Source organism: Altererythrobacter sp. TH136, from assembly GCF_007065885.1.
Classification (GTDB): Bacteria; Pseudomonadota; Alphaproteobacteria; order Sphingomonadales; family Sphingomonadaceae; genus Tsuneonella.
This window is the reverse complement of sequence record NZ_CP041409.1, coordinates 2,314,474-2,336,320: the sequence shown is the minus strand read 5'-3', so window position 1 is coordinate 2,336,320 and position 21,847 is coordinate 2,314,474. Positions and strand designations below refer to the sequence as shown.

18 protein-coding genes and 1 other RNA gene are annotated in these 21,847 nt (G+C 65.4%); 6 read left to right on the top strand and 13 right to left on the bottom strand.

The genetic code is table 11. The features are described from left to right. Window positions 1–9: 9 nt before the first annotated feature. The 3 genes from C0V74_RS11350 to C0V74_RS11340 are packed head-to-tail and all read right to left on the bottom strand — an operon-like array spanning window position 10 to window position 3,033. On the bottom strand, window positions 10–975 hold the full coding sequence (locus tag C0V74_RS11350) for an MlaD family protein (RefSeq protein ID WP_131624743.1): 966 nt from the start codon (window positions 973–975) through the stop codon (window positions 10–12). Between the two features lie 10 nt (window positions 976–985). Continuing rightward, complete coding sequence (locus C0V74_RS11345; protein ID WP_143251835.1) at window positions 986–1,924, bottom strand: ABC transporter ATP-binding protein; 939 nt, start codon at window positions 1,922–1,924, stop codon at window positions 986–988. Continuing rightward, window positions 1,924–3,033 carry an ABC transporter permease gene (locus C0V74_RS11340; protein WP_143251834.1) on the bottom strand — a complete coding sequence of 370 codons (1,110 nt, stop codon included), beginning with the start codon at window positions 3,031–3,033 and terminating at the stop codon, window positions 1,924–1,926. Before C0V74_RS11340 ends, C0V74_RS11345 begins: the two co-directional genes overlap by 1 nt. Window positions 3,034–3,126: 93 nt before the next feature. Here C0V74_RS11340 and C0V74_RS11335 point away from each other — a divergent pair, with 93 nt between their 5' ends. From C0V74_RS11335 to C0V74_RS11320, 4 genes are all read left to right on the top strand, one after another. After that, window positions 3,127–5,940 (top strand): valine--tRNA ligase, encoded by a 2,814-nt coding sequence (locus tag C0V74_RS11335; protein WP_246844866.1) that lies wholly within the window; start codon window positions 3,127–3,129, stop codon window positions 5,938–5,940. A 5-nt stretch (window positions 5,941–5,945) separates the two neighbouring features. After that, on the top strand, window positions 5,946–6,305 hold the full coding sequence (locus C0V74_RS11330; protein WP_143251832.1) for a VOC family protein: 360 nt from the start codon (window positions 5,946–5,948) through the stop codon (window positions 6,303–6,305). A gap of 217 nt (window positions 6,306–6,522) precedes the next feature. Then, window positions 6,523–7,257 (top strand): 7-carboxy-7-deazaguanine synthase QueE, encoded by a 735-nt coding sequence (locus C0V74_RS11325; protein WP_143251831.1) that lies wholly within the window; start codon window positions 6,523–6,525, stop codon window positions 7,255–7,257. Continuing rightward, entirely contained in the window at window positions 7,254–8,717 is a 1,464-nt protein-coding gene (locus tag C0V74_RS11320; protein ID WP_143251830.1) for an MATE family efflux transporter, read from the top strand. The genes C0V74_RS11325 and C0V74_RS11320 overlap by 4 nt, the downstream gene beginning before the upstream one ends. Here the strand turns inward: C0V74_RS11320 and C0V74_RS11315 are convergent, their stop codons facing one another. The 7 genes from C0V74_RS11315 to C0V74_RS11285 form a co-directional block, all read right to left on the bottom strand. After that, the gene (locus C0V74_RS11315; RefSeq protein ID WP_246844864.1) at window positions 8,718–10,412 is read right to left on the bottom strand and encodes an ATP-binding protein; all 1,695 of its coding nucleotides are present in this window, start codon (window positions 10,410–10,412) and stop codon (window positions 8,718–8,720) included. Window positions 10,413–10,501: 89 nt separating this feature from the next. Beyond that, on the bottom strand, window positions 10,502–11,257 hold the full coding sequence (locus tag C0V74_RS11310) for a TIGR02186 family protein (protein WP_131624738.1): 756 nt from the start codon (window positions 11,255–11,257) through the stop codon (window positions 10,502–10,504). Next, complete coding sequence (locus tag C0V74_RS11305) at window positions 11,254–12,168, bottom strand: sulfite exporter TauE/SafE family protein (protein ID WP_143251829.1); 915 nt, start codon at window positions 12,166–12,168, stop codon at window positions 11,254–11,256. The genes C0V74_RS11310 and C0V74_RS11305 overlap by 4 nt, the downstream gene beginning before the upstream one ends. 47 nt (window positions 12,169–12,215) lie before the next feature. Next, a complete protein-coding gene (locus C0V74_RS11300; protein WP_143251828.1) occupies window positions 12,216–13,211 on the bottom strand; it encodes a hypothetical protein in 996 nt (331 codons plus the stop codon). A gap of 68 nt (window positions 13,212–13,279) precedes the next feature. Beyond that, entirely contained in the window at window positions 13,280–14,644 is a 1,365-nt protein-coding gene (locus tag C0V74_RS11295) for a glycosyl transferase family protein (protein ID WP_246844860.1), read from the bottom strand. Between the two features lie 208 nt (window positions 14,645–14,852). Beyond that, window positions 14,853–15,290 carry a VOC family protein gene (locus tag C0V74_RS11290; protein ID WP_143251826.1) on the bottom strand — a complete coding sequence of 146 codons (438 nt, stop codon included), beginning with the start codon at window positions 15,288–15,290 and terminating at the stop codon, window positions 14,853–14,855. A 185-nt stretch (window positions 15,291–15,475) separates the two neighbouring features. After that, window positions 15,476–16,234, bottom strand: coding sequence for a TorF family putative porin (locus tag C0V74_RS11285; RefSeq protein WP_143251825.1), 759 nt, complete (start codon window positions 16,232–16,234; stop codon window positions 15,476–15,478). 330 nt (window positions 16,235–16,564) lie between these two features. Between C0V74_RS11285 and C0V74_RS11280 the strand changes: the two genes are divergently transcribed. Together C0V74_RS11280 and C0V74_RS11275 are read left to right on the top strand one after the other, a co-directional pair. Continuing rightward, window positions 16,565–17,284 carry a metallophosphoesterase family protein gene (locus C0V74_RS11280; protein WP_349236010.1) on the top strand — a complete coding sequence of 240 codons (720 nt, stop codon included), beginning with the start codon at window positions 16,565–16,567 and terminating at the stop codon, window positions 17,282–17,284. After that, complete coding sequence (locus C0V74_RS11275; RefSeq protein ID WP_143251823.1) at window positions 17,281–18,591, top strand: UDP-glucose/GDP-mannose dehydrogenase family protein; 1,311 nt, start codon at window positions 17,281–17,283, stop codon at window positions 18,589–18,591. Before C0V74_RS11280 ends, C0V74_RS11275 begins: the two co-directional genes overlap by 4 nt. Window positions 18,592–18,681: 90 nt before the next feature. On the opposite strand, the gene C0V74_RS11270 is transcribed toward C0V74_RS11275, so the two are convergent. The 3 genes from C0V74_RS11270 to C0V74_RS11260 form a co-directional block, all read right to left on the bottom strand. Continuing rightward, the gene (locus C0V74_RS11270) at window positions 18,682–20,715 is read right to left on the bottom strand and encodes a S46 family peptidase (RefSeq protein ID WP_143251822.1); all 2,034 of its coding nucleotides are present in this window, start codon (window positions 20,713–20,715) and stop codon (window positions 18,682–18,684) included. 69 nt (window positions 20,716–20,784) lie between these two features. After that, window positions 20,785–21,176: RNase P RNA component class A (rnpB, locus tag C0V74_RS11265), an RNA gene on the bottom strand. A gap of 6 nt (window positions 21,177–21,182) precedes the next feature. After that, window positions 21,183–21,821, bottom strand: a complete 639-nt coding sequence (locus C0V74_RS11260; protein ID WP_131621980.1) for an N-acetylmuramoyl-L-alanine amidase — start codon at window positions 21,819–21,821, stop codon at window positions 21,183–21,185. Window positions 21,822–21,847: the final 26 nt, after the last annotated feature.

Sequence of the window (21,847 nt, the reverse complement as noted above, 5' to 3'; positions counted from 1 at the left end):
CGGCCAACCTTACTTCGGATCGTAATCGGGCAGCTTCTGCCCACCGATCAGCCCGCCCGCACCCTGGGTTTCGATCTTCTCGGTCACCGCCCGCAGAGCGCGGCTGGTCTCACGCAGGTCGCGCAAGGTGGCCTCGGCCGCAGGCAGCGTGCTTTCGGACAATTGCCGGGTAGCAGGGCGCGCATCGTTGGCAGTGGCAGTCAATGCATCCGCCGCCGCGCCGGCCGACTTCAACGTCTCGCGCATCTGCGCGGCAAGGCTCTGCCCTTCCTGATTGAGCAGCCGGTCAGTCGATCCCAGCACCGTCTCGAACTGGTTCAAGGCGCCGCTTGCTTCGCGCAAGGTCACCTGCAGCTCGGCCAGCGTACGCTGGACTTGCGGCGTAGCCTGCGAGAGGTCGGCGGTCATCTGGTTGGTGTTGTCGAGGATGCCCGCGATCGAGGCCTGATTGCGATCGGACAGCAGCATCGTCAGCCGCTCCGTCAGCGTCGCCAGCCGCTCCAGCAGCAACGGCGCGTTGGCGAGCAGTTCGCCAAGGCCACCCGGTTTGGTCGGGATGACCGGCACGCCTTCGGGGCAAGCGGTCTTCCCCAGACCAGTGCCGGTGCAGGTTATCGCCGGCGCCCCACGGCGCGCGCCGTCGAGCAGGATCGTCGAAACGCCGGTGAACGACCCTTGGATGGTGGCGGTGGTGCCGACCAGGATCGGGGTCTGTTCATCCACCTTGATCCGCACACGGACAAAGCCGGGGTCGGTGGGCCACAGCTCGATCGTGTCGACCTGTCCGGACGGCACGCCCGCGAACGACACCTGCGAACCCTTGGCAAGACCGGCGACCGACTGCTTGAAAAAGATGTCGTATTCGTTCTGCTCGCCCTTGTTCAGGCCAGCCAGCCAGACGAAGAACAGCGCCAGCGCCGCCAGCAGCGCGAGGGTGACTGCCCCCACCCAGACATTATTGGCCCTGGTTTCCATTCGCCTTCGCCTATGCCTGCTTACCGTTGATATTGTCCAACGCTTTGACCGCGTGCGCCGCGATCGGCTGGTCCATGTGCCGCCGCAGTTCGTCCAGTGCCTGCGCCGTCAGCGCCGCCCGGCCGCGCGGACCGTTGAAATATTCCTGGATCCACGGGTGATCGAGCTTCATCAGGTTGGGTACGGTGTCGACCGCGATCACCCGCTTGTCCGCGATCACCGCCACTCGGTCGCAAATCTCGTGCAGGGTATCGAGGTCGTGAGTTATCAGGAACACCGTCAGCCCCAGCGTATCCTGCAACTCGCGCGTGAGGCGGTCGAACGCCGCCGCGCCGATCGGGTCCAGGCCCGCGGTCGGCTCGTCGAGGAACAGCAATTCGGGATCGAGCGCCAGCGCGCGCGCCAGCCCGGCGCGCTTGCGCATGCCGCCCGACAGCTCGCTCGGGAACTTGGTCGCAGCCTCAGGCGGCAGGCCGGACAGCGTCACCTTGTAACGAGCGATCTCGTGCATCAGGTCGAGCGCGATGTCGGGATAGAACTGTTTCAGCGGCACCTCGACGTTCTCGCCCACCGTCAAGGTGGAGAACAGCGCCCCACCTTGGAACAGCACGCCCCAGCGGTTGCGCACGCCGATCACGTCTTCCGGGTCGCCATCGGTGATCGAGCGACCGAACACCTCGATATTGCCGGAATCCGGCGTTTGCAGCCCGATGATCGAACGCATCAGCACCGATTTGCCGGTGCCCGACCCGCCGACGACGCCCAGGATTTCGCCGCGCCGCACCTTCAACGACAGGTTTTCATGAATGACCTGCTCGCCGAACGAGTTGGTCAGCCCTTCGACCACGATCGGATACTGACCCCGGAACCGCTCCAGCGGGCGGTTGACGTCGGGGTCGCCAAGGGCGGCGCCGTCGGTCTGGGGTTCGTCGGGCTCGTCGTCTGTCATCACGCCCAGCCCACGTTGGTGAAGAACACCGCGAAGAATGCGTCGAGCACGATCACGGTGAAGATCGCGAACACCACCGCGTTGGTGGTCTTCAGGCCGACCTGCTCCGAATTGCCTTCGACCTTGAGCCCCTGATAGCAGCCGGTCATCCCGACGATCAGCCCGAACACTGGCGCCTTCACCAGGCCGACATAGAGGTCATAGGTCGGAACCACATCCTTGATCCGGGCCAGGAACGATCCGAACGGGATGCCGAGCGACAGCTCTCCCACCACCGCGCCGCCGACGATCGCCACGCAACTGGCGTAGAATCCCAGCAGCACCATCATCACAGTGACCGCGAGCACGCGGGGAACCACCAGCGCCTCCATCGGCGAGATGCCGATCGTGCGCATGGCGTCGACCTCCTCGGTCAGTTTCATCGTGCCAAGCTGGGCGGCGAACGCGCTGCCGGAACGGCCCGCGACCATGATCGCGGTCATAAGCACGCCCAGTTCGCGCATGGTGATCCGGCCGACCAGGTTGACGGTCAGCGTCTCGGCGCCGAACTGCTGCAACTGCACCGCGCCCTGCTGCGCGATGACGATGCCAATCAGGAAACTCATCAGGCCGATGATGCCGAGCGCGTCGACCCCCACCAGCTCCATCTGACGCACGAACGCCTTGGTCCGGAAACGCCGCGGGTGGCGGATCAGCATGCCCACGGCGGCGATGAACTGGCCCACGAACGCCACCGCGCCCACCGTGCCGCGCTGGGCGGCGGCGACCCTGGCACCGGTGGCGGACGCGACGCGGGTGAACACCGGCAGGCGTTCAGGTTCCAGCGGGCCGCTGTCGTCAGTTGCGCTCAGCGCCTCGATCAACCGGGTCGCACGATCACTCGCGCCGACGATCTCGCCCCCCGTCTTGCGCGAGAGGCTGAGCGCGATCCACGCGCCGACCGTGTCGATCTCGCGCACCGCGGACAGGTCGATCTCCTGAAGCGGTTCGTCGACTGCGCGAAGATCGGTGTCGATCCGGCCAATCGTCGATACGAGGTAGTTGCCCGACAGCGCCAGCCGCCGGCCTCCATTCGCCTCGTCGATCGTGAATGCCGCCCCGTCGCTCATCGCTTGCGCGTATGCGGTGAAAAGCACGTTGCCACAAGCGCATGCTTGAACCCGTTGCGCGGGGCGGGACGCGCTGGCATGTCCCCGCGCGCCATGACCAGCGAACTAGCCAAGACTTTCGATCCCGCCGCCATCGAGGCGCGGTGGTACCAGCATTGGGAAACCAAGGGCCTGTTCCGGCCCGAACGGCCGGACGCCCAGCCGTTCACCATCGTCAACCCGCCGCCAAACGTGACCGGTTCGCTGCACATCGGCCATGCGCTCGACAATACGCTCCAGGACGTGGTCGTGCGGTACGAACGGATGCGCGGCAAGGACGCGCTGTGGGTGGTCGGGACCGACCACGCGGGCATCGCCACACAGATGGTGGTCGAGCGGCAGATGGCGCTCACCCAGGACAAGCGCACGAACTATTCGCGCGAACAGTTCGTTGACAAGGTGTGGGAGTGGAAGGCGGAAAGCGGCGGCACCATCACGGGCCAGCTGCGCCGGCTGGGCTGTTCGATGGACTGGTCGCGCGAGCAATTCACTATGGACCCTCACTTCACCCGCGCCGTGGTGAAGGTGTTCGTGGACCTTTACAACCAAGGCCTGATCTACCGCGACAAGCGACTGGTGAACTGGGACCCGGCGCTGGGCACTGCGATCAGCGACCTCGAGGTCGAGACGCACGAGATCAAGGGCGGCTTCTGGCACTTCCGCTATCCGCTGGCGGACGGGGTCACCACCGATGCCGGGGCAAATCACCTTCTGGTGGCGACCACCCGGCCCGAAACGCTGCTGGCGGACATGGCCGTCGCCGTGCACCCCGATGACGCGCGGTATGCCAGCGTGATCGGCAAGGAGATCGTCCAGCCGATCACCGGCCGCCGGTTCAAGGTCATTGCCGACGAACATGCCGATCCAGAGCTTGGTTCGGGCGTGGTGAAGATCACCCCGGGCCACGATTTCAACGACTTCGAGGTCGGCAAGCGCGCCGGCTTCGCGGCGGGTGACATGCTCAACATGCTCGATGCGAAGGCCGCGGTGGTGCAGACCGCCGACGGGTTAGTGCCGGACGAATTCATCGGTCTCGACCGCTTCGTTGCCCGATCGTTGGTGGTGACCCGGATGAAGGAACTGGGCTTCCTCATCCCCCACGTCGACAAGGACGGGGCGGAACACGACGCCGAGCCGCGCACCATCGCCACCCCCTTCGGTGACCGCGGCGGGGTGGTCATCGAACCGTGGCTGACCGACCAGTGGTACGTCGATGCCGAGAAGCTGGCGCAGGCGCCGATGCAGGCGGTGCGCGACGGCCGGATCGAGATCGTCCCCAAGACCTGGGAGAAGACCTTCTTCAACTGGATGGAGAACATCCAGCCGTGGTGCGTCAGCCGCCAATTGTGGTGGGGACACCGGATCCCGGCGTGGTATGGACCAAAGAAAGCAGATGACGGGCTGTATGTCCGCTTAGCGGAAAATGCTGAGGCCTTCGCGGCGTCAAGCCAAACACGTGCCGTTTTGGACAAACAGCCGTTTGTTGCGCAGTCCGAAGATGAGGCGATCAGACTGGCCCAAGCATACTACGGCAGCGATGTTGAAGTGGCCATCGGCGATGGATCGTTCAGTCAGAAGCGCGTCACACTTAGCCGCGACAACGACGTGCTCGACACCTGGTTCTCGTCCGCGCTGTGGCCGTTCGCCACGCTCGGCTGGCCCGAACAGAGCGACCTGGTCCAGCGCCACTACCCCAACGACCTGCTGATCTCTGGCTTCGACATCCTGTTCTTCTGGGACGCGCGGATGGCGATGCAGGGGATGCACTTCATGGACGATGTGCCGTGGAAACGGCTGTATCTCCACGGTCTCGTGCGCGCTGCTGATGGCGCCAAGATGTCGAAGTCGAAGGGCAACGTGGTCGATCCGCTTGGCCTGATCGACCGCTATGGCGCCGATGCGCTGCGCTTCTTCATGTGTGCGATGGAGAGCCAGGGCCGCGACGTGAAGATGGATGAAAGCCGGGTTGAAGGCTATCGCAACTTCGCGACCAAGCTGTGGAATGCCACCCGCTTCTGTCAGGCGAACGGCATCGGCGCGAGCGTGTCCGTGGCCCCGCCGCAAGCGACCGCAGCGGTCAACAAGTGGATCATCGGCGAAGTGGCCGACACCGTGGCCGAACTCGACAAGGCCATGGCCGAGCTGCGCTTCGACGTGGCAGCGGGCGCGATCTACCGCTTCGCGTGGGACACCTTCTGCGATTGGTATCTGGAACTCATCAAGGGTCAGATTGACGAAGAGACGAAGGCGGTCGCCGGCTGGGCGCTCGACCAGATCCTGGTCATGCTCCATCCCTTCATGCCGTTCATCACCGAGGAGTTGTGGCATGCGCAAGGATCGCGGCCGTACGAACTGATCGTGGCGCAATGGCCGCGGCCGGAGGCTGCGATCGATGCGGTCGCGACCGCCGAGGTCGAATGGCTGATCGACCTCACCCGTTCGCTTCGCACCGCCAAGAACGAACTCGGCCTCGCGCCCGGTGCCAAGCTGGAAGCGTGGCTGGCGACCCCGTCCGACACCGCTAGCCGGGTGCTGTCGGGTAACGCGTCCGCCATCGAACGGGTCGCCCGGCTGTCGGCGGTGAACGTCACTCCGGCGCCCGAAGGCCCGGCGATCCAGGTCAGCGCGGGCAGCGATGCATTGGTCATCCCGCTCGAAGGGCTGATTGACGTCGAGGCCGAGAAGGCCCGCCTGACCAAGGCGCTGGCGGCTTCTGAGAAAGAAGCAGCTTCCCTGGCCGGCCGGCTCGGCAATGCGAGCTTCGTTGAACGCGCCAAGCCCGAAGCGGTGGAAAAGGCCCGCGCCGATCACGCGCATCACAGCACCGAAGCCGATCGCCTCAAGGCGGCGCTCGAGCGGTTGGGCTGACCGCGGTGAAGCTTGATCACATGGTCGTGATGGTTCGCTCGCTCGAAGCGAGCCTTCCCTGGTACGAGACTTTGCTGAGTCTGATCGGTTTCACCAGGAGCCGGGCGCACGTGTGGGGCAACGCGGACGGCATCTATCTCGACCTCAAGCAGGCAGAGCCGGACACGCGGGACTACGAACGGCGCGGCCCGGGCCTCAACCATCTCGGGTTCACCGCGCTCACTGAGGGCGATCTCGACCGCGTCCGGGCAGGAATGACATCGGCAGGGTTTGAGGTGCCTGAGAAGCAATATATTGGCAGCGAGATCGCGACGTTCTTCCGCGATCCCGATGGGATGCGCATCGAAGTGACGGTTTATTCCTGAGAATCCCGGTGCGCTTTGAGGCAGCCCGGTGCGCACGACAATGCGCCCCGTCCATCGCAATTTCCTACCCTCGGCGACTGTGTCATGGGCGAGCGATGTGCTTCTTTCGCGCCTTCAATCGACCGGGCCACGCCGGCTTTTCGCAGGTCTGGCCGTTAAATCCGGGACAGTGGTCCAGCCGGTCCACGGTTCAGCATCAGCCGCGCGGGGCTGAGCGGTGAACCTTGTCCTCGCCACCGACGACACCGGCGGGCCGGAGATCTTCGCCTCGCTCCAGGGCGAAGGCCCATCGATCGGTGTCCCGTGCACGTTCATCCGCCTGTCGCGCTGCAATCTTGCCTGCGTGTGGTGCGACACCGGCTATACCTGGCGCTTCGAGGGGGACGAGCGGCCCCATCGCGGCGGGGTGACATACGCTCGCAAGGCCAACCAAGTGGTGCTCGATGTGGCGGAAGCCGCGCGGATCATCGCCGCCTTTCAGCCGCGCCGGCTGGTCGTGACCGGCGGCGAACCATTGCTGCAAGGGGCGGCTTTAGCGCAGCTCGCCGCGCTGCTCCCCGAACACACGATCGAGGTCGAAACCAACGGCACGGTCGAGCCGCACGCGCGCTTCGATCCTCTTGTCAGTCAGTACAACGTCAGCCCCAAACTGTCGCATAGCGGCAATCCGGCCACTCTTGCCCTGCTGCCGCCGCGGATGCGCCAATGGGCCGGCGATCCCCGCGCGTTCTTCAAGTTCGTCATCGCGGAACCCGCCGATGTGGACGAGGTTCTGTTCCTGCAACGTGCCTATGCCATCGCTCCCGACAAGATTTTCCTGATGCCCGAGGGCACCGACAGCGCAACCCTGCGCGCCCGGCAGGAATGGCTCATGCCGTTGGCTGACAGCCACGGCTTCCACACGTCCGACCGCCTGCACATCCACCTGTACGGCGACACGCGCGGCACATGAGCGATGCGGCCGCCGTGCCCGCCCTCCGCCCGGGCATGCGCGATCTCACCGCCGGGCCGGTGCTGCGGACGCTGGTGCTGTTCAGCCTGCCGACGCTGGGATCGAACCTGCTGCAATCGCTCAACGGCACGGTCAATTCGATCTGGGTCGGCCGGCTGATCGGCGAAGCCGCGCTGGCGGCGACCGCCAATGCCAACATCGTCATGTTCCTCGTCTTCTCCGCCGTGTTCGGGTTCGGCATGGCGGCGACCGTCAAGATGGGCCAGGCGTTCGGCGCGGGAGAGGTCGATGTGGCCCGCCGCACGTTCGGCAGCGCGGTCGGGCTGTGCCTGGTGCTGGCGGTGATCGTGGCGACCGCCGGGTGGGTGTTTGCGCCACCGCTGCTGACGCTGCTCGGCACGCCCGGCGAAAGCTATGCACTGGCGCTCGATTACCTGCGGATCATCTTCATCTCGATCCCCGGCGGGATGCTGACGGTGATGATCGCGATGGGTCTGCGCGGAGCAGGCGATTCGCGCACCCCGTTCCTGTTCATGGGCCTGTCCGTCGCGCTCGATGTCATCCTCAACCCGCTGCTGATCTCCGGCATCGGGCCTTTCCCGCAGATGGGTATCGCCGGTTCGGCGGCATCGACCGCTTTTGCCGGCTACGCCTCGCTCGCCGCGCTGGTGGGTTACGTCTATGCCAAGGACCTGCCGCTGCGGCTGCGGGGGACGGAGATCCGCTATCTGATCCCGCGCCGCGAGGAACTCGGCTATATCGTCGGCAAGGGTCTGCCGATGGGCGCACAGATGCTGCTGATCTCGTCCGCCGGGATTGTCATTATCGGGCTCGTCAACCGCTACGGCATCATCTCCGCCGCTGCTTACGGTGCGTCGCTTCAGCTGTGGACCTATCTCCAGATGCCGGCGATGGCGATCGGCGCGGGGGTGAGCGCTATGGCGGCGCAGGCAATTGGCGCGCGGCTGCCGGAACGGATCGATCAGATCAGCCGCGCCGGCATTCTGGTGAACCTGGCGATGACCGGATCGATGGCCGCGCTGCTGCTGTTGTTCGACCGGCCGGCGCTCGTCCTGTTCCTGGGACCGGACAGCCCCGCGGTGCCGCTTGCCAGGCACATCCAGTATCTCGCGAGCTGGAGCTTCATCCTGTTTGGGGTCACCATCGTCCTATTCGGCACCATGCGTGCAGCAGGCGTGGTGTGGGTGCCGCTGATCGCGCTTGGCGTTGCCATGTTCCCGGCCAGGCTGGGCTTCTACTATGGCCTTGAACCGTGGCTTGGGCAGGACGCGTTGTGGCTGTGCTTCCCGTTCGGCTCGGCGGTGTCGATGCTGATCGCGATCTGGTTCTACCGCCGTCCTGGCTGGCGCACCCAGGGCCGCGCCATCAGCCCGGAGCGCGCGGCCGAGGAATGCCTCACCACCGCCGACACGGCCGGCCGGTTCAAGCCGGAGCTGTGATCACTTCCCCTGGCTGCGCCAGCGTTGGACGATGCGGTGAACCCGCTCTTCCTCCCCGCCCGACTGACGCCACAGGTCGACGAAGCTGGGATCTTCGGAAGCCGGGCGCTTCTGTTCCTCAAGATTGTCGAAGCTGACCCGCATGGGAATGGCGACGCCCTCGCCGCAGATGATGCACTCGCGGTTGCGCAGCGCCGGGATGGAATCGAGAAATCCGCGCGCGCCTTCGGGCATCGCGGCTTTCACGAATGCCTGATCCCGTTCGTTGTTGAGGCGCATCGAAATGATGGTGCCGCATTGCGACAGCACGCCCTCGGCAAGGTCGGACGGGCGCTGGGTAATCAGGCCCAGGCTGATGCCGTACTTGCGGCCTTCCTTGGCGATGCGGCTGAGAATCTTGCCGACCGAAGAGCCATCGGCATTCTTCTCGTTCGGCACGTACCGGTGCGCCTCCTCGCACACCAATAGGATCGGCCGGGTACGCTCCTCGCGGCCCCAGATGGCGAAGTCGAACACCAACCGGCTGAGCACGGCGACCACGGTGCTGGTGATGTCGGACGGCACGCCCGACACGTCGATGATCGCGATCGGTTTGCCGGCGCTGGGCATGCGGAAGATCTTGGCGAGAAAGTCCGCCATCGTGTCTCCGACCAGCATGCCGGAGAACATGAACTGGTACCGCGGATCGGCCTTGAGCTCGTCGAGCTTGGTCTTGATCCGCATGTACGGCGCGGTGTTGGTCGCCTTGTCGAGCTTGCCCATCTCGTTCTGGATCTCGTTGGTGAGGTCCGACAACAGATACGGGATCGGCGAATCGACGGTGATCTTGCCCATCGTTTCGGCCAAGCGGTTCTTGCCGCGCGCGCGCAGCAGGCACTTGGCAAGGACGTCCTGATCGGTCTGCAGATCGTTGCCGCTGCTGCTCAGCAAGACTTCGCAGTGCTCTTCGAAATTCATCAGCCAGTACGGCATCTGCAGGTTGGACACGTCGAGGATCAGGCCGGTGTTGCGGAACGCCGCCGAATACTCGCCGTGCGGGTCGATCATCAGGATGTGCCCGTCTGGCGCCGCATCGCAGATCCGGTGCAGGATGAGCGCCGCGCTGGTCGACTTGCCCGTGCCGGTGGAACCAAGCAGAGCGAAGTGCTTGCCGAGCATCGCGTCGATATAGACGCCGGCGCGGATGTCCTTGGTGGGATAGACCGTGCCGATCTGGATATTCGAACGGCCGTCGCTGGCGTAGATCTGACGCAGGTCCGCGGTGGTCGCTGGGTAGATCAGCGCCCCGGGAACAGGGTAACGGGTGACACCGCGGCGGAAGCCGTGGATCCGGCCGGTCAGTTTCTCTTCGTTACCTTCGCCCAGGAAATCGATGTTGGCGACAATCCCGCCGCCGGCTCGCCGGTCCTGCTTCTGGTTGCGCACGCTGGCGAGCAGCCACGAATTGCCGACGCGGATCTTCACCTGGCTGCCGACCTGGCCCGCCAGCGCGATGGATGGATCCCCGTCGGTCATGCATTCGTTGAGCCGCTGTAGATCGAGTGCGATTTGCGACCCCGATCCGGCGATCTCCAGCACGACGCCGATTGGCTGCATCGCATTGTCGATCGACGCATCCGCTGCGCCGTCCTCCGTAGCCAGTGCCGCCGCACTGCCGGCGGAACCATGAAACGTCTGCTTACCCATGTCGTCCATGTGCGGACCTGCCCCTCGACAATCTTGAAGGGCGGCCATGACCTGAATGCGGTTAAGATCGGGTCAACGCTGTGGAGAACGCTCCCTGATCAGATCAGCGCAAACAGGCGTCCCGCGATCCAGCCCATGGCCACCGACAGGCTTACGGCGAGCAAGCCGTACAGCAACGACTGCTGCTGGGCGAACAACTCGACGAAGCGTTCGAAACCGACCTTGCGAACCTCCACTTCAGCAATGGCGGAAGCGACCACCCGGCCTCTGGTAACGGCAAACGTCTCGGCCGTGTACGTGCCCGTCTGCACGCTCGACGGTAACTGGAAGCGCGCCTGATAGAGCACCTGGCCGCTGATCTTCACCCCCGTCATCGCCTCGGCATACAGACCCTGCCGGCGCATGAGATCGACCAGTCCGGCACTGAAACGCGCCTGTTCCTGCGGGTCGATCTCCCCGATGGGCGATAACTGGATGAAGTCGGTGCCGAATTCGTAGATCGCGGCGGTCCGTTCATCGACGATATCCTTGACCGGGCGCGAAGCGGCGACGGCGAAGTACGAAGGGGCGGAACGAAAATCGGTGCTCGCGGCGTTGAGCCAGACGCCGCCCACCTTCGACTTCTCGCGCAGGCGGATCGGTTCTGTCGGCCCCTTGAGCACCACCACAACATCGTAATCCCGCGCCGCCCGCGTTCCCGCCGGGTCGAGGATCGCGCCGAACAACAGCAGCTCGGTGCCGGTAAAGCCCTGGCGCACCAGCACCTCGTGCTGGCTGACTTCGGGCACCAGGATAGGGTCCCGCGCACCGGTGAGCGCGAACAACGCGAGCAGGAGCAAGAAAAGCCGCCTCACAGCGGGGCCACCGTGTAGATTTCGTCAGGCCGCACGCCCAGCCCCCACAACATGCGCAGCGCTATCAGCAGCACCAAAGCCGCCAGGATCAGGCGCAGGGTCTCGGGCTTGGCTTTCTGGGCCAACTGGCTGCCGATCTGCGCCCCGGACACCGACCCCAGCAGCAGCAGCGCGGCCAGCACGATATCGACCGCCTTGGTGGTCAACGCGTGCATCATCGTGGTGACCATGGTCACGAACAGGATGTTGAACAGGCTGGTGCCGACCACCACCCCGGCGCTCATGCCGAGGATGTAGAGCATCGCGGGCACCATGATGAACCCGCCGCCGACGCCCATCAGCATTGTCAGAATGCCTACGCCCACCCCCAGGATCAGCGGCGCGAGCGGAGAGATGTACAGGCCCGAGCGATAGAACCGCCACCGGCCGGGCAAGGCCGCCACCAGCGGGTGGTGGCGCCGCTTGGCGGCCCGCGGACGTGCACTCCGCTTGTCCGCCCGCAGCGAAGTCCACGCTTCGCGCGCCATCAGGGTGCCAATCGACCCGAGCATCACCACGTAAAGGATCGAGATCACCGTATCGATCTGACCGATCGACTGGAAGAAGCGGAACAGCAGCGCGCCGATGCCGCTGCCGATCATCCCGCCCACGATCGTCACCGTGCCCATCCGGTAATCGACCCCGCCGCGGCGGTTGTGGGCCAGCACGCCCGATACGCTCGCTCCGGTCACCTGTGTCGAGGCAGAGGCAGCGGCCACCGTCGGCGGGACGCCGTAAAAGATCAGCAGCGGGGTCGTCAGGAACCCACCCCCCACTCCGAACAGGCCGGACAGGACACCGGTCAGCGCGCCCAGCAGGACGATCACCAGTCCGTTCACCGACAGGTTCGCGATCGGGAGGTAGACGTCCATACAAGGGGCCCTACGCCCTAGCGCCGCGCGATTGAAGGTGCCGGTGCCTAGAAACCCGTCGAAAGCGTCAAAGCGGCGCCATTGCCGGGCGTGGCATTGCCGGCGACCCTCACGCGATAGTCCAGCGAGAGCCGCACCGGCGCAAGGTCGATGGTGGCGCTTGGCCCGACATCCAGGCGCTCGGCAAACTTTTGTGCGCCGCCCCAAGCACCCACACCTATGCTTGCCCGAACCCCGCCGCCCCGGGCTATCGGGCGCATCACGCGAAGCTGGCCATCGGCGAAGGCCGTGGCGAAACGACCGCCGACCCACCCGCCCTGGGCGTAGCCTTCGGCGGAAAGACCTAGCGGCAAAGGCGTCGCCGCAAGTTCGGTGACGGCAAAGGCAGCGGGCCGGATTTGGGTCGATCCTTGGCTGTCCGTTGCCCGCACCTCTGCGAGCACACGGATAGGCACGTCAGCCAGCGGACGCACGCCGATCCCCACCGCCGCCTCGCGCTGGCGGGGTCGATCGGGCGCGTAAGTCGCCCGCACGTGCACCGCCGGGCGACGCGGTTCTGTCATCAGGTCGAACTGTCCCACAAAGCCCATCTGCGTGCCGCCATAGCCCGCCGGCCGCGCCCCAGTCGCCAGTATGGGCAGTCCGCTTCCCTGCCGCCACGAAGACCACGCTGCCAGGTGCAAGCGTGTCGCTGGCGGGCGCATGAAGGGAGGTGGCAAGGCGACGATAGCCGGAACCGGCGTATCCCGATCGGGCGCTTTCGCCGTCGTTTGTGCAGCCCCCGGGGTGATGTAGAGGTGCCGTGGCAACGGAGGCGCCGCAATCCCGGCATGATAGGGCGCGACGGGGGCCAGGGCGAACACGAACTTCCGGTCCCGGCCGGCGCTCCTCTCCCGAGTAAGCAACGCAGTCGCTGGGCCCGATTCCCGCGGTGTTGCGTGCGAAGTAGAGTTGATGAGCCGCGCGGCCTCATCGGCATCTTGCGCGGGCGTTTCCCGCACAAATGAGAAAGGCGTTTCCCACAGCGCGGCGCGCACACCCATCCATCCTGCGACAAGCAGGACAAGCGCCGCCAGCGGCTCACCGCGGCGGCGCGCGGTGGCGTGTGGTTTCACGCTGCTTCCCGGTGCGGGGCGGCGAGCGCCGGGTGAACTATGTGCTCGGTCTTGTCCCAGCGCGGATTGCGTCCTCCCAACGAGGCGACGTAGGCGACGAACGCGCGCCGCCCCGCCATGATCGAGATGACGTTGGTCACAGGAATGCGCAGGATCGCCCGCAGACCTTCCGCCGCGCCGTATTCCTTGGCGGTGAAGGCAAATCGCCACGCCGCCCGCCACGCAAAGCTCGCCAAATTGATAGCCAACAGGACGAGCAGCGCGGGCGACAAATCGGCTTCTGGGGCAAACCCGGCGAGCTGCGCGATCCATCCCGCTGACACAAGAAACAGCAGCAGATACGCGATCAATAGCACCAGCGCGGTGAGCGGACCGCGCCGATCGCGCAGCCGCATCCACAAATCGGCCGGATTGCGGCTCCAGCCGAGCCGGTACCACGATTGAAAGGCGATGCCGTGGACCCAGCGGGTCTTCTGGCGGACAGCTGCTTCCAGCTTGGCCGGGAAACAGGCGCGCGTGGCGACCAGGCGCCCGCTTGCCGTCCGGCAGCGAACGAACCGGGCATTCCCGCCCAGCGCAGAAACGCCCAAGCCCAGTTCGTAATCCTCGGTCAGGCATTCCGCCGCGAACGGCCCTTCGCCCGCACTCCTGCTGTCGAGGGTCGCCAAAGCGTGGCGGGCAATGGCGCATCCCACGCCTGCGGTTGGCAGACCCGCGCCTAAGGCATCGCGCACGACCATGCCCTTGCCGTGCTGTTCGGCGAATTCCTCGCAGTAATGGGATGCAATCCAGCGCGACTGCGGCATCGGATGAGGCAGGACCGGCAGCTGCACCAGGTCGGCAGCCCCGATGTGCCGATCCAGCAGGCTCAGCGCAGCGGGATCGACCATGTCTTCGGCATCGTGCAGCACGACCATGTGGAACGGCACGCCAGACGATCGCTCCTCATCTCGCAACGCTCCATATAGGCCGTTGAGGCAATCCGCCTTGGTCGTCGGACCCGGGTGGGACATGATCACCACCCGGAGGCGGGCATCGCCATCGGCTCCCGCATGCGCGGCGTGAGCAGTAGCGAGGTCGTTGGGATAGCAGCCGACATAGAGCCGCATGTCTGCCTGGGGCCATGCGTCAAGGGCATGCCGCACGGTCGCTTCGATGACTGCTTCCTCGCGCCAAGCCGGAATGAAAACCGCCGCCCGCCCCGATAGCGGCAGGTGTTCCTGGTCCGCCACCTGCCGCTCTGATTTTCCACGCCCGGTGATCCGCAGCCACACCCAGATCAGATCGACCGCCAGTTCATCGAGCGCGCCGAGCAGGAAGAACAATCCGGCGAAAAGCAACAGCTCATGCTCGACCAGCACAAGCCATTGCGCAGGCGTGAAGCCTTCTCCCGGCAATTGCGACCCCCTCTTGCCCGAGATCGCCGCCTACCAAGCGGCACACCCGGGCGCAACGCGCTATTCGTGAAGGCTGTTCAACAACTTGGCGGGGTTGCAACGCTGCTTACTCGCCCCTCGGGGTATCGTTCTTTGTGCCGCGCCGCGTGTGCTTAAGTCGATCAGGTCAGCATCACCAAGTGCCCGTATTCTCCATCGAGGCCCACGGCTCTTGCGGAGGCAGGCGACCGTCCTGCAGCAACTCGACCGAGATACCGTCCGGCGACTTGACGAACGCCATGTGTCCATCGCGCGGCGGGCGGTGGATAATGTGGCCTGCCTCAGCCAGCTGGGCGCACGTGTCGTAGATATTGTCGACCTGGTAGGCGAGGTGCCCGAAGTTGCGCCCCCCGTCGTATTGCTCGGTCGCGCTGCCATCGGCGGGCGGCCAGTTGTAGGTCAATTCGACCTCGGCCACCCCCTCCTGCCCCGGCGCCGCAAGGAAGATCAGGGTGAAGCGTCCCTGCTCGCTATCGAACCGGCGCACTTCTTCCAGACCCACGAGGTTGAAGAACGCGATGGTCGCATCCGGGTCCGTCACCCGGATCATCGTGTGAAGAAACTTCGCCAAGGGACACTCCGGTCAGCACTGGCCGATCGGCCCATGCCGCCGGCTGCAAGCCAGGCAACTAGCCGCTGACTTGGTGACGGATCAACCCGGCCGCTCACCATTGGTCCTGCGGGTGACTGATCACTAGCGGTCTCGGGCGATGGCCGAAGTCGGGGCCGGTGCGAAAACCGGCCCCGCAATTCGGCTCAGAAGCTTGCGCCTAAGGACACCACCACCGCGTCGTCCGTCAGCCCGTCGATCGAGGGACCTTCCACACCGACGTATGAGACACCCAGGGTGACGCTGCCAAGGACGGTGGCGCTGGCGCCCACCGACCAGTCGAACGCGCTGTCATCACCCGTGCCTGCGAGCAATGTCGGCGCCAGCGAACCATCGGTATAGCCCAGGTGCGCCGACAGCGTCAGCGGCGTGGTCGGAATGGCCGAGCTCAATTCGGTATGAAGATACAGATTGTCGTCGGCCAATCCCTTTTGATCCCACGCATAATTGACCCCGAACTTGGCCGAGACTGGTCCGAGATCGCCTGAGACCGTCGCGTAAGGCTCGAAGTACTCGGCATCGATCCCGGCCCCGTTGGATGGGTAGGCGTAATACAGCAGTCCCACATCGAGTCCGATGCCTTCGGACACGGCGCCGCTCCACCCGCCGAACAGATCGACCTCGACGTCGCCGAATACGTCGGTGCCGCCATCGTCGATCGAGGATGCCCAGGTTCCGACATAAAACCCGGTGTCACTGGTGACAGTCACGCCGCCTTGGATGGCCGGATCTCCGCCCGACAGCGATACGCCGCGAAAGCGATAGTCAGACACCAGCGTGACGCTGCCGGACACGGACAAGCCGCCGGTGGCGGCAGTGCTTTCGTCCTGCGCGAAAGCAGGCGCCGCGACGACGGATAGACCCAGAATGGTTGCGGCCCCAAGACCGCGGATGGACGTTAGCATGGCAAACTCCTCGTTTGTGCCGATCGTCCCACCTGCGCCGCGGCTGAAGCCCATCGTGCTCGCGGGCGTTTGGCAGCCAATGCGCAACTTTCTTGCCGCGAGTTGCTGCATCGCACAAGAAAAAACGGCGCGTCGCCTTCCGGAGACGTGCCGATGTGGATTCGATGCATCACAGCCATCGCCCGCAGGCATCGTTCATTGCCCGGCAGGATACCGTGGCCTATGCGACCGCGCCTGATGTTCGAACCGCTCCGCCAAATGTTCCGGCTGCGCCCCCGCGCAGCAGACCGTCCGCCTCCCGCAGTACCGCCAGGCACTCGCTGGTATGCGGTGGGTGACATTCATGGCCGCCTGGATCTGTTCGAAGCCCTCATTGCCGCGATTGAGCAGGACGACGCGTCCGCTGCTCCAGCGGAAACTACGGTTGTCCTGCTGGGCGATCTCGTTGATCGGGGGCCGGACAGCGCGGGCGTGGTAGCCCGCGCGCGCGTTTGGCAAGCCACACGTCGGGTCAAGCTGCTCGCCGGCAATCACGAGGAGATGTTCCTCGGAGGGCTCAGCGACGTGGCCGTGCTGCGCCACTTCCTGCGGCATGGCGGTCGCGAAACCGCGCTGAGTTACGGGATTTCCCGTCAAGACTACGATCGCGCGACCGTTGAAGAGGTGCAGCAGCTGTTATCGAATGCGCTGCCGGAGGAGGATCGGCAGTTTCTCAGCAGCGCCAAGGATTACCTCGTCGCCGGCGACTACCTGTTCGTGCATGCGGGCATCGCGCCCGGCGTCCCGCTGGCGGAGCAGGCGGACCATCATATGCGTTGGATCCGTGAACCGTTCCTCGACCATGCCGAGCCGCATGAACACTTTGTGATCCATGGCCACACGATCACGGACGGGCTCGACCAGCGATCTAATCGGATCGGGATCGATACCGGCGCCTATCGCTCGGGTTGCCTGACCGCTCTCGTGCTGGAGGGGACCGAACGACGAGTCATCCAGGCGGTGGAGCGTGATGGCGCGACGCACATCGAACACGGAGCACTGACGGCATGAAGATCGCGATGGTGGGCTCGGGATATGTCGGCCTGGTCTCGGGAGCCTGCTTCGCCGATTTTGGGCACGAGGTGGTCTGCATCGACAAGGATGCCGTCAAGATCGGGCGGCTCGAAGACGGCATCATGCCGATCTACGAGCCCGGTCTCGACGCACTGGTCGCGGCGAACGTCAAGGCGGGGCGGCTTTCGTTCACCACTGATCTCACCGCCGGGATCCGCGGCGCTTCGGCCATTTTCATCGCGGTGGGGACGCCCAGCCGGCGCGGAGATGGCCATGCCGACCTGTCGTTTGTCCACGCCGTCGCACAGGAGGTAGGCGAAGCGCTGGAAAACGATGCGGTGGTGGTCACCAAATCGACCGTGCCGGTCGGCACCGGCGACGAGGTCGAACGGATCATCGCCGACAGCGGCTGCCCGCATCGCGTGTCGGTGGTCTCCAACCCAGAGTTCTTGCGCGAAGGCGCGGCCATCGGCGATTTCAAGCGGCCCGACCGGATCGTCATCGGCGCCGAGGATGATTTCGGCCGCGAGGTGATGCGCGAGGTATATCGCCCGCTGTTCCTCAACGAATCCCCGATCCTCTTCGTCAGCCGGCGTTCGAGCGAACTCATCAAGTATGCCGCCAACGCATTTCTGGCGGTCAAGATCACCTTCATCAACGAGATAGCCGATCTGTGCGAAAAGGTCGGCGCCAACGTGCAGGACATCAGCCGCGGGATCGGCATGGACAACCGCATCGGCCCCAAGTTCCTCCACGCCGGTCCCGGCTATGGCGGAAGCTGCTTCCCCAAGGACACGCTGGCCCTGCTCAAGACGGCCGAGGACTACGACAGCCCGGTGCGGATCGTGGAAGCGGTGGTCAAGGTCAACGACACCCGCAAGCGGGCGATGGGCCGCAAGGTGCTGGATGCGATTGGCGGGGTGGAGGCTGCGCGCGGCAAGAAAGTTGCGCTGCTGGGCCTCACCTTCAAGCCCAACACGGACGACATGCGCGACAGCCCGGCAATCGCGGTGGCGCAGGCGCTGATCGATGCGGGCGTTTCGGTGGCCGCGTACGACCCTGAAGGCATGGAGCAAGCCCGGCCGCTGATGCCGGATGTAGAGATGTGCACCAGTCCTTACGAAGCGATCCGCGACGCCGACGCGGTGGTCATCGTCACCGAATGGGACGTGTTCCGCGCGCTCGACTTCGCGCGGATCAAGCAAATCGCCAAGGCGCCGGTGCTAGTGGACCTGCGCAATATCTACCGGCCCGAAGACGTCCGCGCTGCCGGGTTCGCATACACGAGCATCGGTCGCAGCTGAGAACGCCGCGCGGGTGAGCTGCCGGCGCGGCCGGAGCCCCGCAATCATCGGCAACGGACGCGGCCGAGAAAGCCGCGCCGTGCCGATCAGTTACTTCGCCGCCAGTTCCTTCACCAGAGCCGGCGCGGGGTAGATCTTCTCCAGTGCTTCCTGCACCGCGTCGGTCGACACCACGACCGTTCGATTGAGCGTGCCGTCGTAGCCGTACGTCCCGCCGAGCGAGTGAATGTTGCCGTCGAAGGCGGCCCCGATCACGGTGCCCGCGCGGTCGATCACCGGCGAGCCTGAATTGCCGCCGATGATGTCATTCGTCGTCACGAAGTCGTACGTGGTGCGCGGATCGATCTTCGCCTTGTTAGCGAGGAAGGCGGACGGGGCATCGAACGGCTCGCTGCCGGTTGCGCGGTCGAACGTGCCGCCAAGCGTGGTCTGGAACGGCACCTGCTTGCCGCGCTCCATCCACCCGGCGACCTTGCCGTAGCTGATGCGCAGGCTGAAGGTTGCGTCCGGGTACGCGCTGTCGCCATACGCCGCGAACCGTGCATCGGCGAGCTGGCTACCGGCGATCGCCAACGGCGCGCCATACACCGTCTCGGTCGCCCGCTGCAGTTCGCGCTGACGATCCGCCAAACGCAGCGCATAGACGATCATCGGGTCGTCGGACGCGCGGATCGCCTTTATGCCGCCATCCCACAGCGCCTTGCGGACCGCCGGATCGGCCAGCTTGGTGCCGTTGACCAACGAGGTGGCCAGGCCTTCGGGACTGGCCTTGCCGAGCAAAAGCTGCGTGTCCGGATCGTCGGCGCCGAGGTACTCGCGGGCCTTCGACAGGCTCCAGTTGAGCCGCAGTTCCTCCAGCCACGGGTAGACCGGGCGCGCGTCCAGGGTGCGCTTTTCCAGGAGGGGAAGCGCACTGTCAGTGTACCCGGGCAGCCGCTCGGCGTTGGGCTTGGCGCGTTCCTGCGCCGCGAACACCAGGGTGCGCGCGTACGAGTAGAGCTGGCTCGATGGCTGGGTGAAGCGCTGCGCCAGATAAAGCGGGCGGTAAGCGGCAACAGCGGTGTCCACTGTGGTCCACGGATCGGCTCCCCCTGCGCCCTTGGCGCGCAGGTCCGCCTCCGCAGCGGCGAGCTTCCCGGTAAACGCGGGGTCGTTCAATGCCTTAGACTGGCCGATGTAGACCTTCAGGCTGTTCTCGATCCCGTTCAGGGTATCAAGGCCTTCACGCTGGCGGTCAGGGCTTTCCTGCATGGCGCGGATGAGGCGGCCGCGCAGCTCGGACGTCGTGGCAACCGTGACGGGCAGCGCGACTTCGCGCGTGAAGGCGAGCTGGCTCGAGGTATAGAGGCGGCTGGTCGAGCCGGGGTTGCCGACCACGAAGGTCGTCTCGCCTTCCTTGGGCGGACGCGGGTTCCACTTCAGGTGATTGGGCGTGCTGACCGGCTGGCCGTTCTCGTACGCGCGCAGGAAGCTGGCATCGAGCGAGTAGCGCGGGAAATTGAAATTGTCGGGATCGCCGCCGAACGTCGCCGCGCGATCCTCGGGCGCCCATGCGAGGCGGACATCCGAGTACTTGCGATACTGGTACAACTTGTACTGGCCGCCGCCGAACAGCGTCACGACCTGGCAGCGGGTGGTGGCCGTATCGGTGCACCCGGCTTTTTCGATCTCGGCAATCTTGGCATCGCGCGCCTTGGTCAGCGCTTCGCCGGTGAGCGATCCGAACGAGGCTTTCACATCGTTGGTCACGTCCGAGATGCGGGTCACCACCTCTGCCTGCTGACCCGGGCACTTCAGCTCCAAGTCGCGGCGCGCGGCCACGAAACCGCGATCGAGGTAATCGGTCGCCGCCGTGGAGTTGTCGTAAAGGCAGCTGGCGATGCAGTGGTGGTTCGTCAGGATCAGCCCCTGCGGCGACACGAAGCTGGCCGAGCAGCCCCCCGTCAGGCGAACCGCGCCGTTCTGCACCCGGTTGAGCCAGGCCTGATCCGGCGCCCAGCCATAGTCCGCCTTCATCTTGGCGGTCGGGAAGTTGTCGAAGGTCCACATGCCTTCATCGGCGGTGGCGGGCGCGGCGGCAAAAGCGAGCGCGCAGGCCGACAGGAACAGGGCGGAACGGATCATGCAGTATGGCTCCCCAAAAGACTCGTTGACGTGCCTTGTCGCGCCGCCCGAAGATTGTCCAGCAGAGCCGATGCCAGGGGGCCTGTAAGCCGGGTTCTGTCCCGCGCACGGTACCTCGTGAGAGGACCGGCCGCGCGGGGGCAGCCATTCATCTAGGCCGACGATTGCTCGCCGGCTCGAGCAGCCAACCCGGGCGACTGGTCCGTATCCGACCTGCTGCAAGCAGCGCGCCGCCCCTATTCGGCTTTGCTCCGGGTGGGGTTTGCCATGCGAGCCCTGTTACCAACGCCCCGGTGCGCTCTTACCGCACCCTTTCAGCCTTACCTTGCGAAGCAAGGCGGTCTTCTCTCTGTGGCACTTTCCCTATGGTTGCCCACGGCGGGCGTTACCCGCCACCCTTGTTACGTGGAGCCCGGACTTTCCTCGAACAGAAATCTGCTCGCGGCTGCCCAGCCCCCTGGCCTTCCCTATCTAGCAAGCCCGCGGTCGCGGTCCAGCAGAAGCTGAAACAGGATCGCACGCACCTGGCCGTCGATCGCCCCGTCGATCCTGTCGGGCCGCCAGCGCCGCTGGAACGCCTCCACCGCCTTGTGCCCATCGGTGATGTCATATCCGAACCGTTCGAGCGCTAGGTAAAACGCGGCATCGTTGTCGAACGGATCGCCCTGTTCCAGCTTGTCGGGCCGCGGCAGGCACAGCTTGTATTCGGCAAGCCGGTCCCACGGGAACAGTTCGCCCGGATCGATCTTGCGCGCCGGCGCGACATCCGAATGGCCGATGACGTTCGCTCGCGGAATGTCGTACTCCTGCACGATCCGGGCGAGCAGCGGGACCAGCGCATCGATCTGGGCATCGGCGAAATCGCGGTAACCGAGTGCGTGACCTGGATGATCGAGCTCGATGCCGATGCTGGCCGAGTTCACGTCGGGATGGCCGCGCCAGTAGCTCTGCCCCGCGTGCCACGCGCGCTTGTCCTCGTCGACCAGCCGGATGACCTCGCCCGCTTCGCTGATCAGGTAGTGCGCGCTGACCTTGGCCTCCGGATCGATCAGCCGGGTCAGCGCGTCCTCGGCGCTGGGCATCTCGGTATAATGCAGGACGACCATCGAAATCGGCAACGCGCGCTCGTCCC

Excerpts from the sequence above, each read along its gene's own strand:
- C0V74_RS11275 (WP_143251823.1), top strand. The coding sequence starts at position 17,281 with ATGAAGATCGCGATGGTGGGCTCGGGATATGTCGGCCTGGTCTCGGGA.
- C0V74_RS11350 (WP_131624743.1), bottom strand. The coding sequence starts at position 975 with ATGGAAACCAGGGCCAATAATGTCTGGGTGGGGGCAGTCACCCTCGCG.
- C0V74_RS11300 (WP_143251828.1), bottom strand. The coding sequence starts at position 13,211 with ATGGGTGTGCGCGCCGCGCTGTGGGAAACGCCTTTCTCATTTGTGCGG.
- C0V74_RS11335 (WP_246844866.1), top strand. The coding sequence starts at position 3,127 with ATGACCAGCGAACTAGCCAAGACTTTCGATCCCGCCGCCATCGAGGCG.
- C0V74_RS11315 (WP_246844864.1), bottom strand. The coding sequence starts at position 10,412 with ATGGACGACATGGGTAAGCAGACGTTTCATGGTTCCGCCGGCAGTGCG.
- C0V74_RS11305 (WP_143251829.1), bottom strand. The coding sequence starts at position 12,168 with ATGGACGTCTACCTCCCGATCGCGAACCTGTCGGTGAACGGACTGGTG.
- C0V74_RS11320 (WP_143251830.1), top strand. The coding sequence starts at position 7,254 with ATGAGCGATGCGGCCGCCGTGCCCGCCCTCCGCCCGGGCATGCGCGAT.
- C0V74_RS11270 (WP_143251822.1), bottom strand. The coding sequence starts at position 20,715 with ATGATCCGTTCCGCCCTGTTCCTGTCGGCCTGCGCGCTCGCTTTTGCC.
- C0V74_RS11260 (WP_131621980.1), bottom strand. The coding sequence starts at position 21,821 with ATGGTCGTCCTGCATTATACCGAGATGCCCAGCGCCGAGGACGCGCTG.
- C0V74_RS11340 (WP_143251834.1), bottom strand. The coding sequence starts at position 3,033 with ATGAGCGACGGGGCGGCATTCACGATCGACGAGGCGAATGGAGGCCGG.
- C0V74_RS11345 (WP_143251835.1), bottom strand. The coding sequence starts at position 1,924 with ATGACAGACGACGAGCCCGACGAACCCCAGACCGACGGCGCCGCCCTT.
- C0V74_RS11285 (WP_143251825.1), bottom strand. The coding sequence starts at position 16,234 with ATGCTAACGTCCATCCGCGGTCTTGGGGCCGCAACCATTCTGGGTCTA.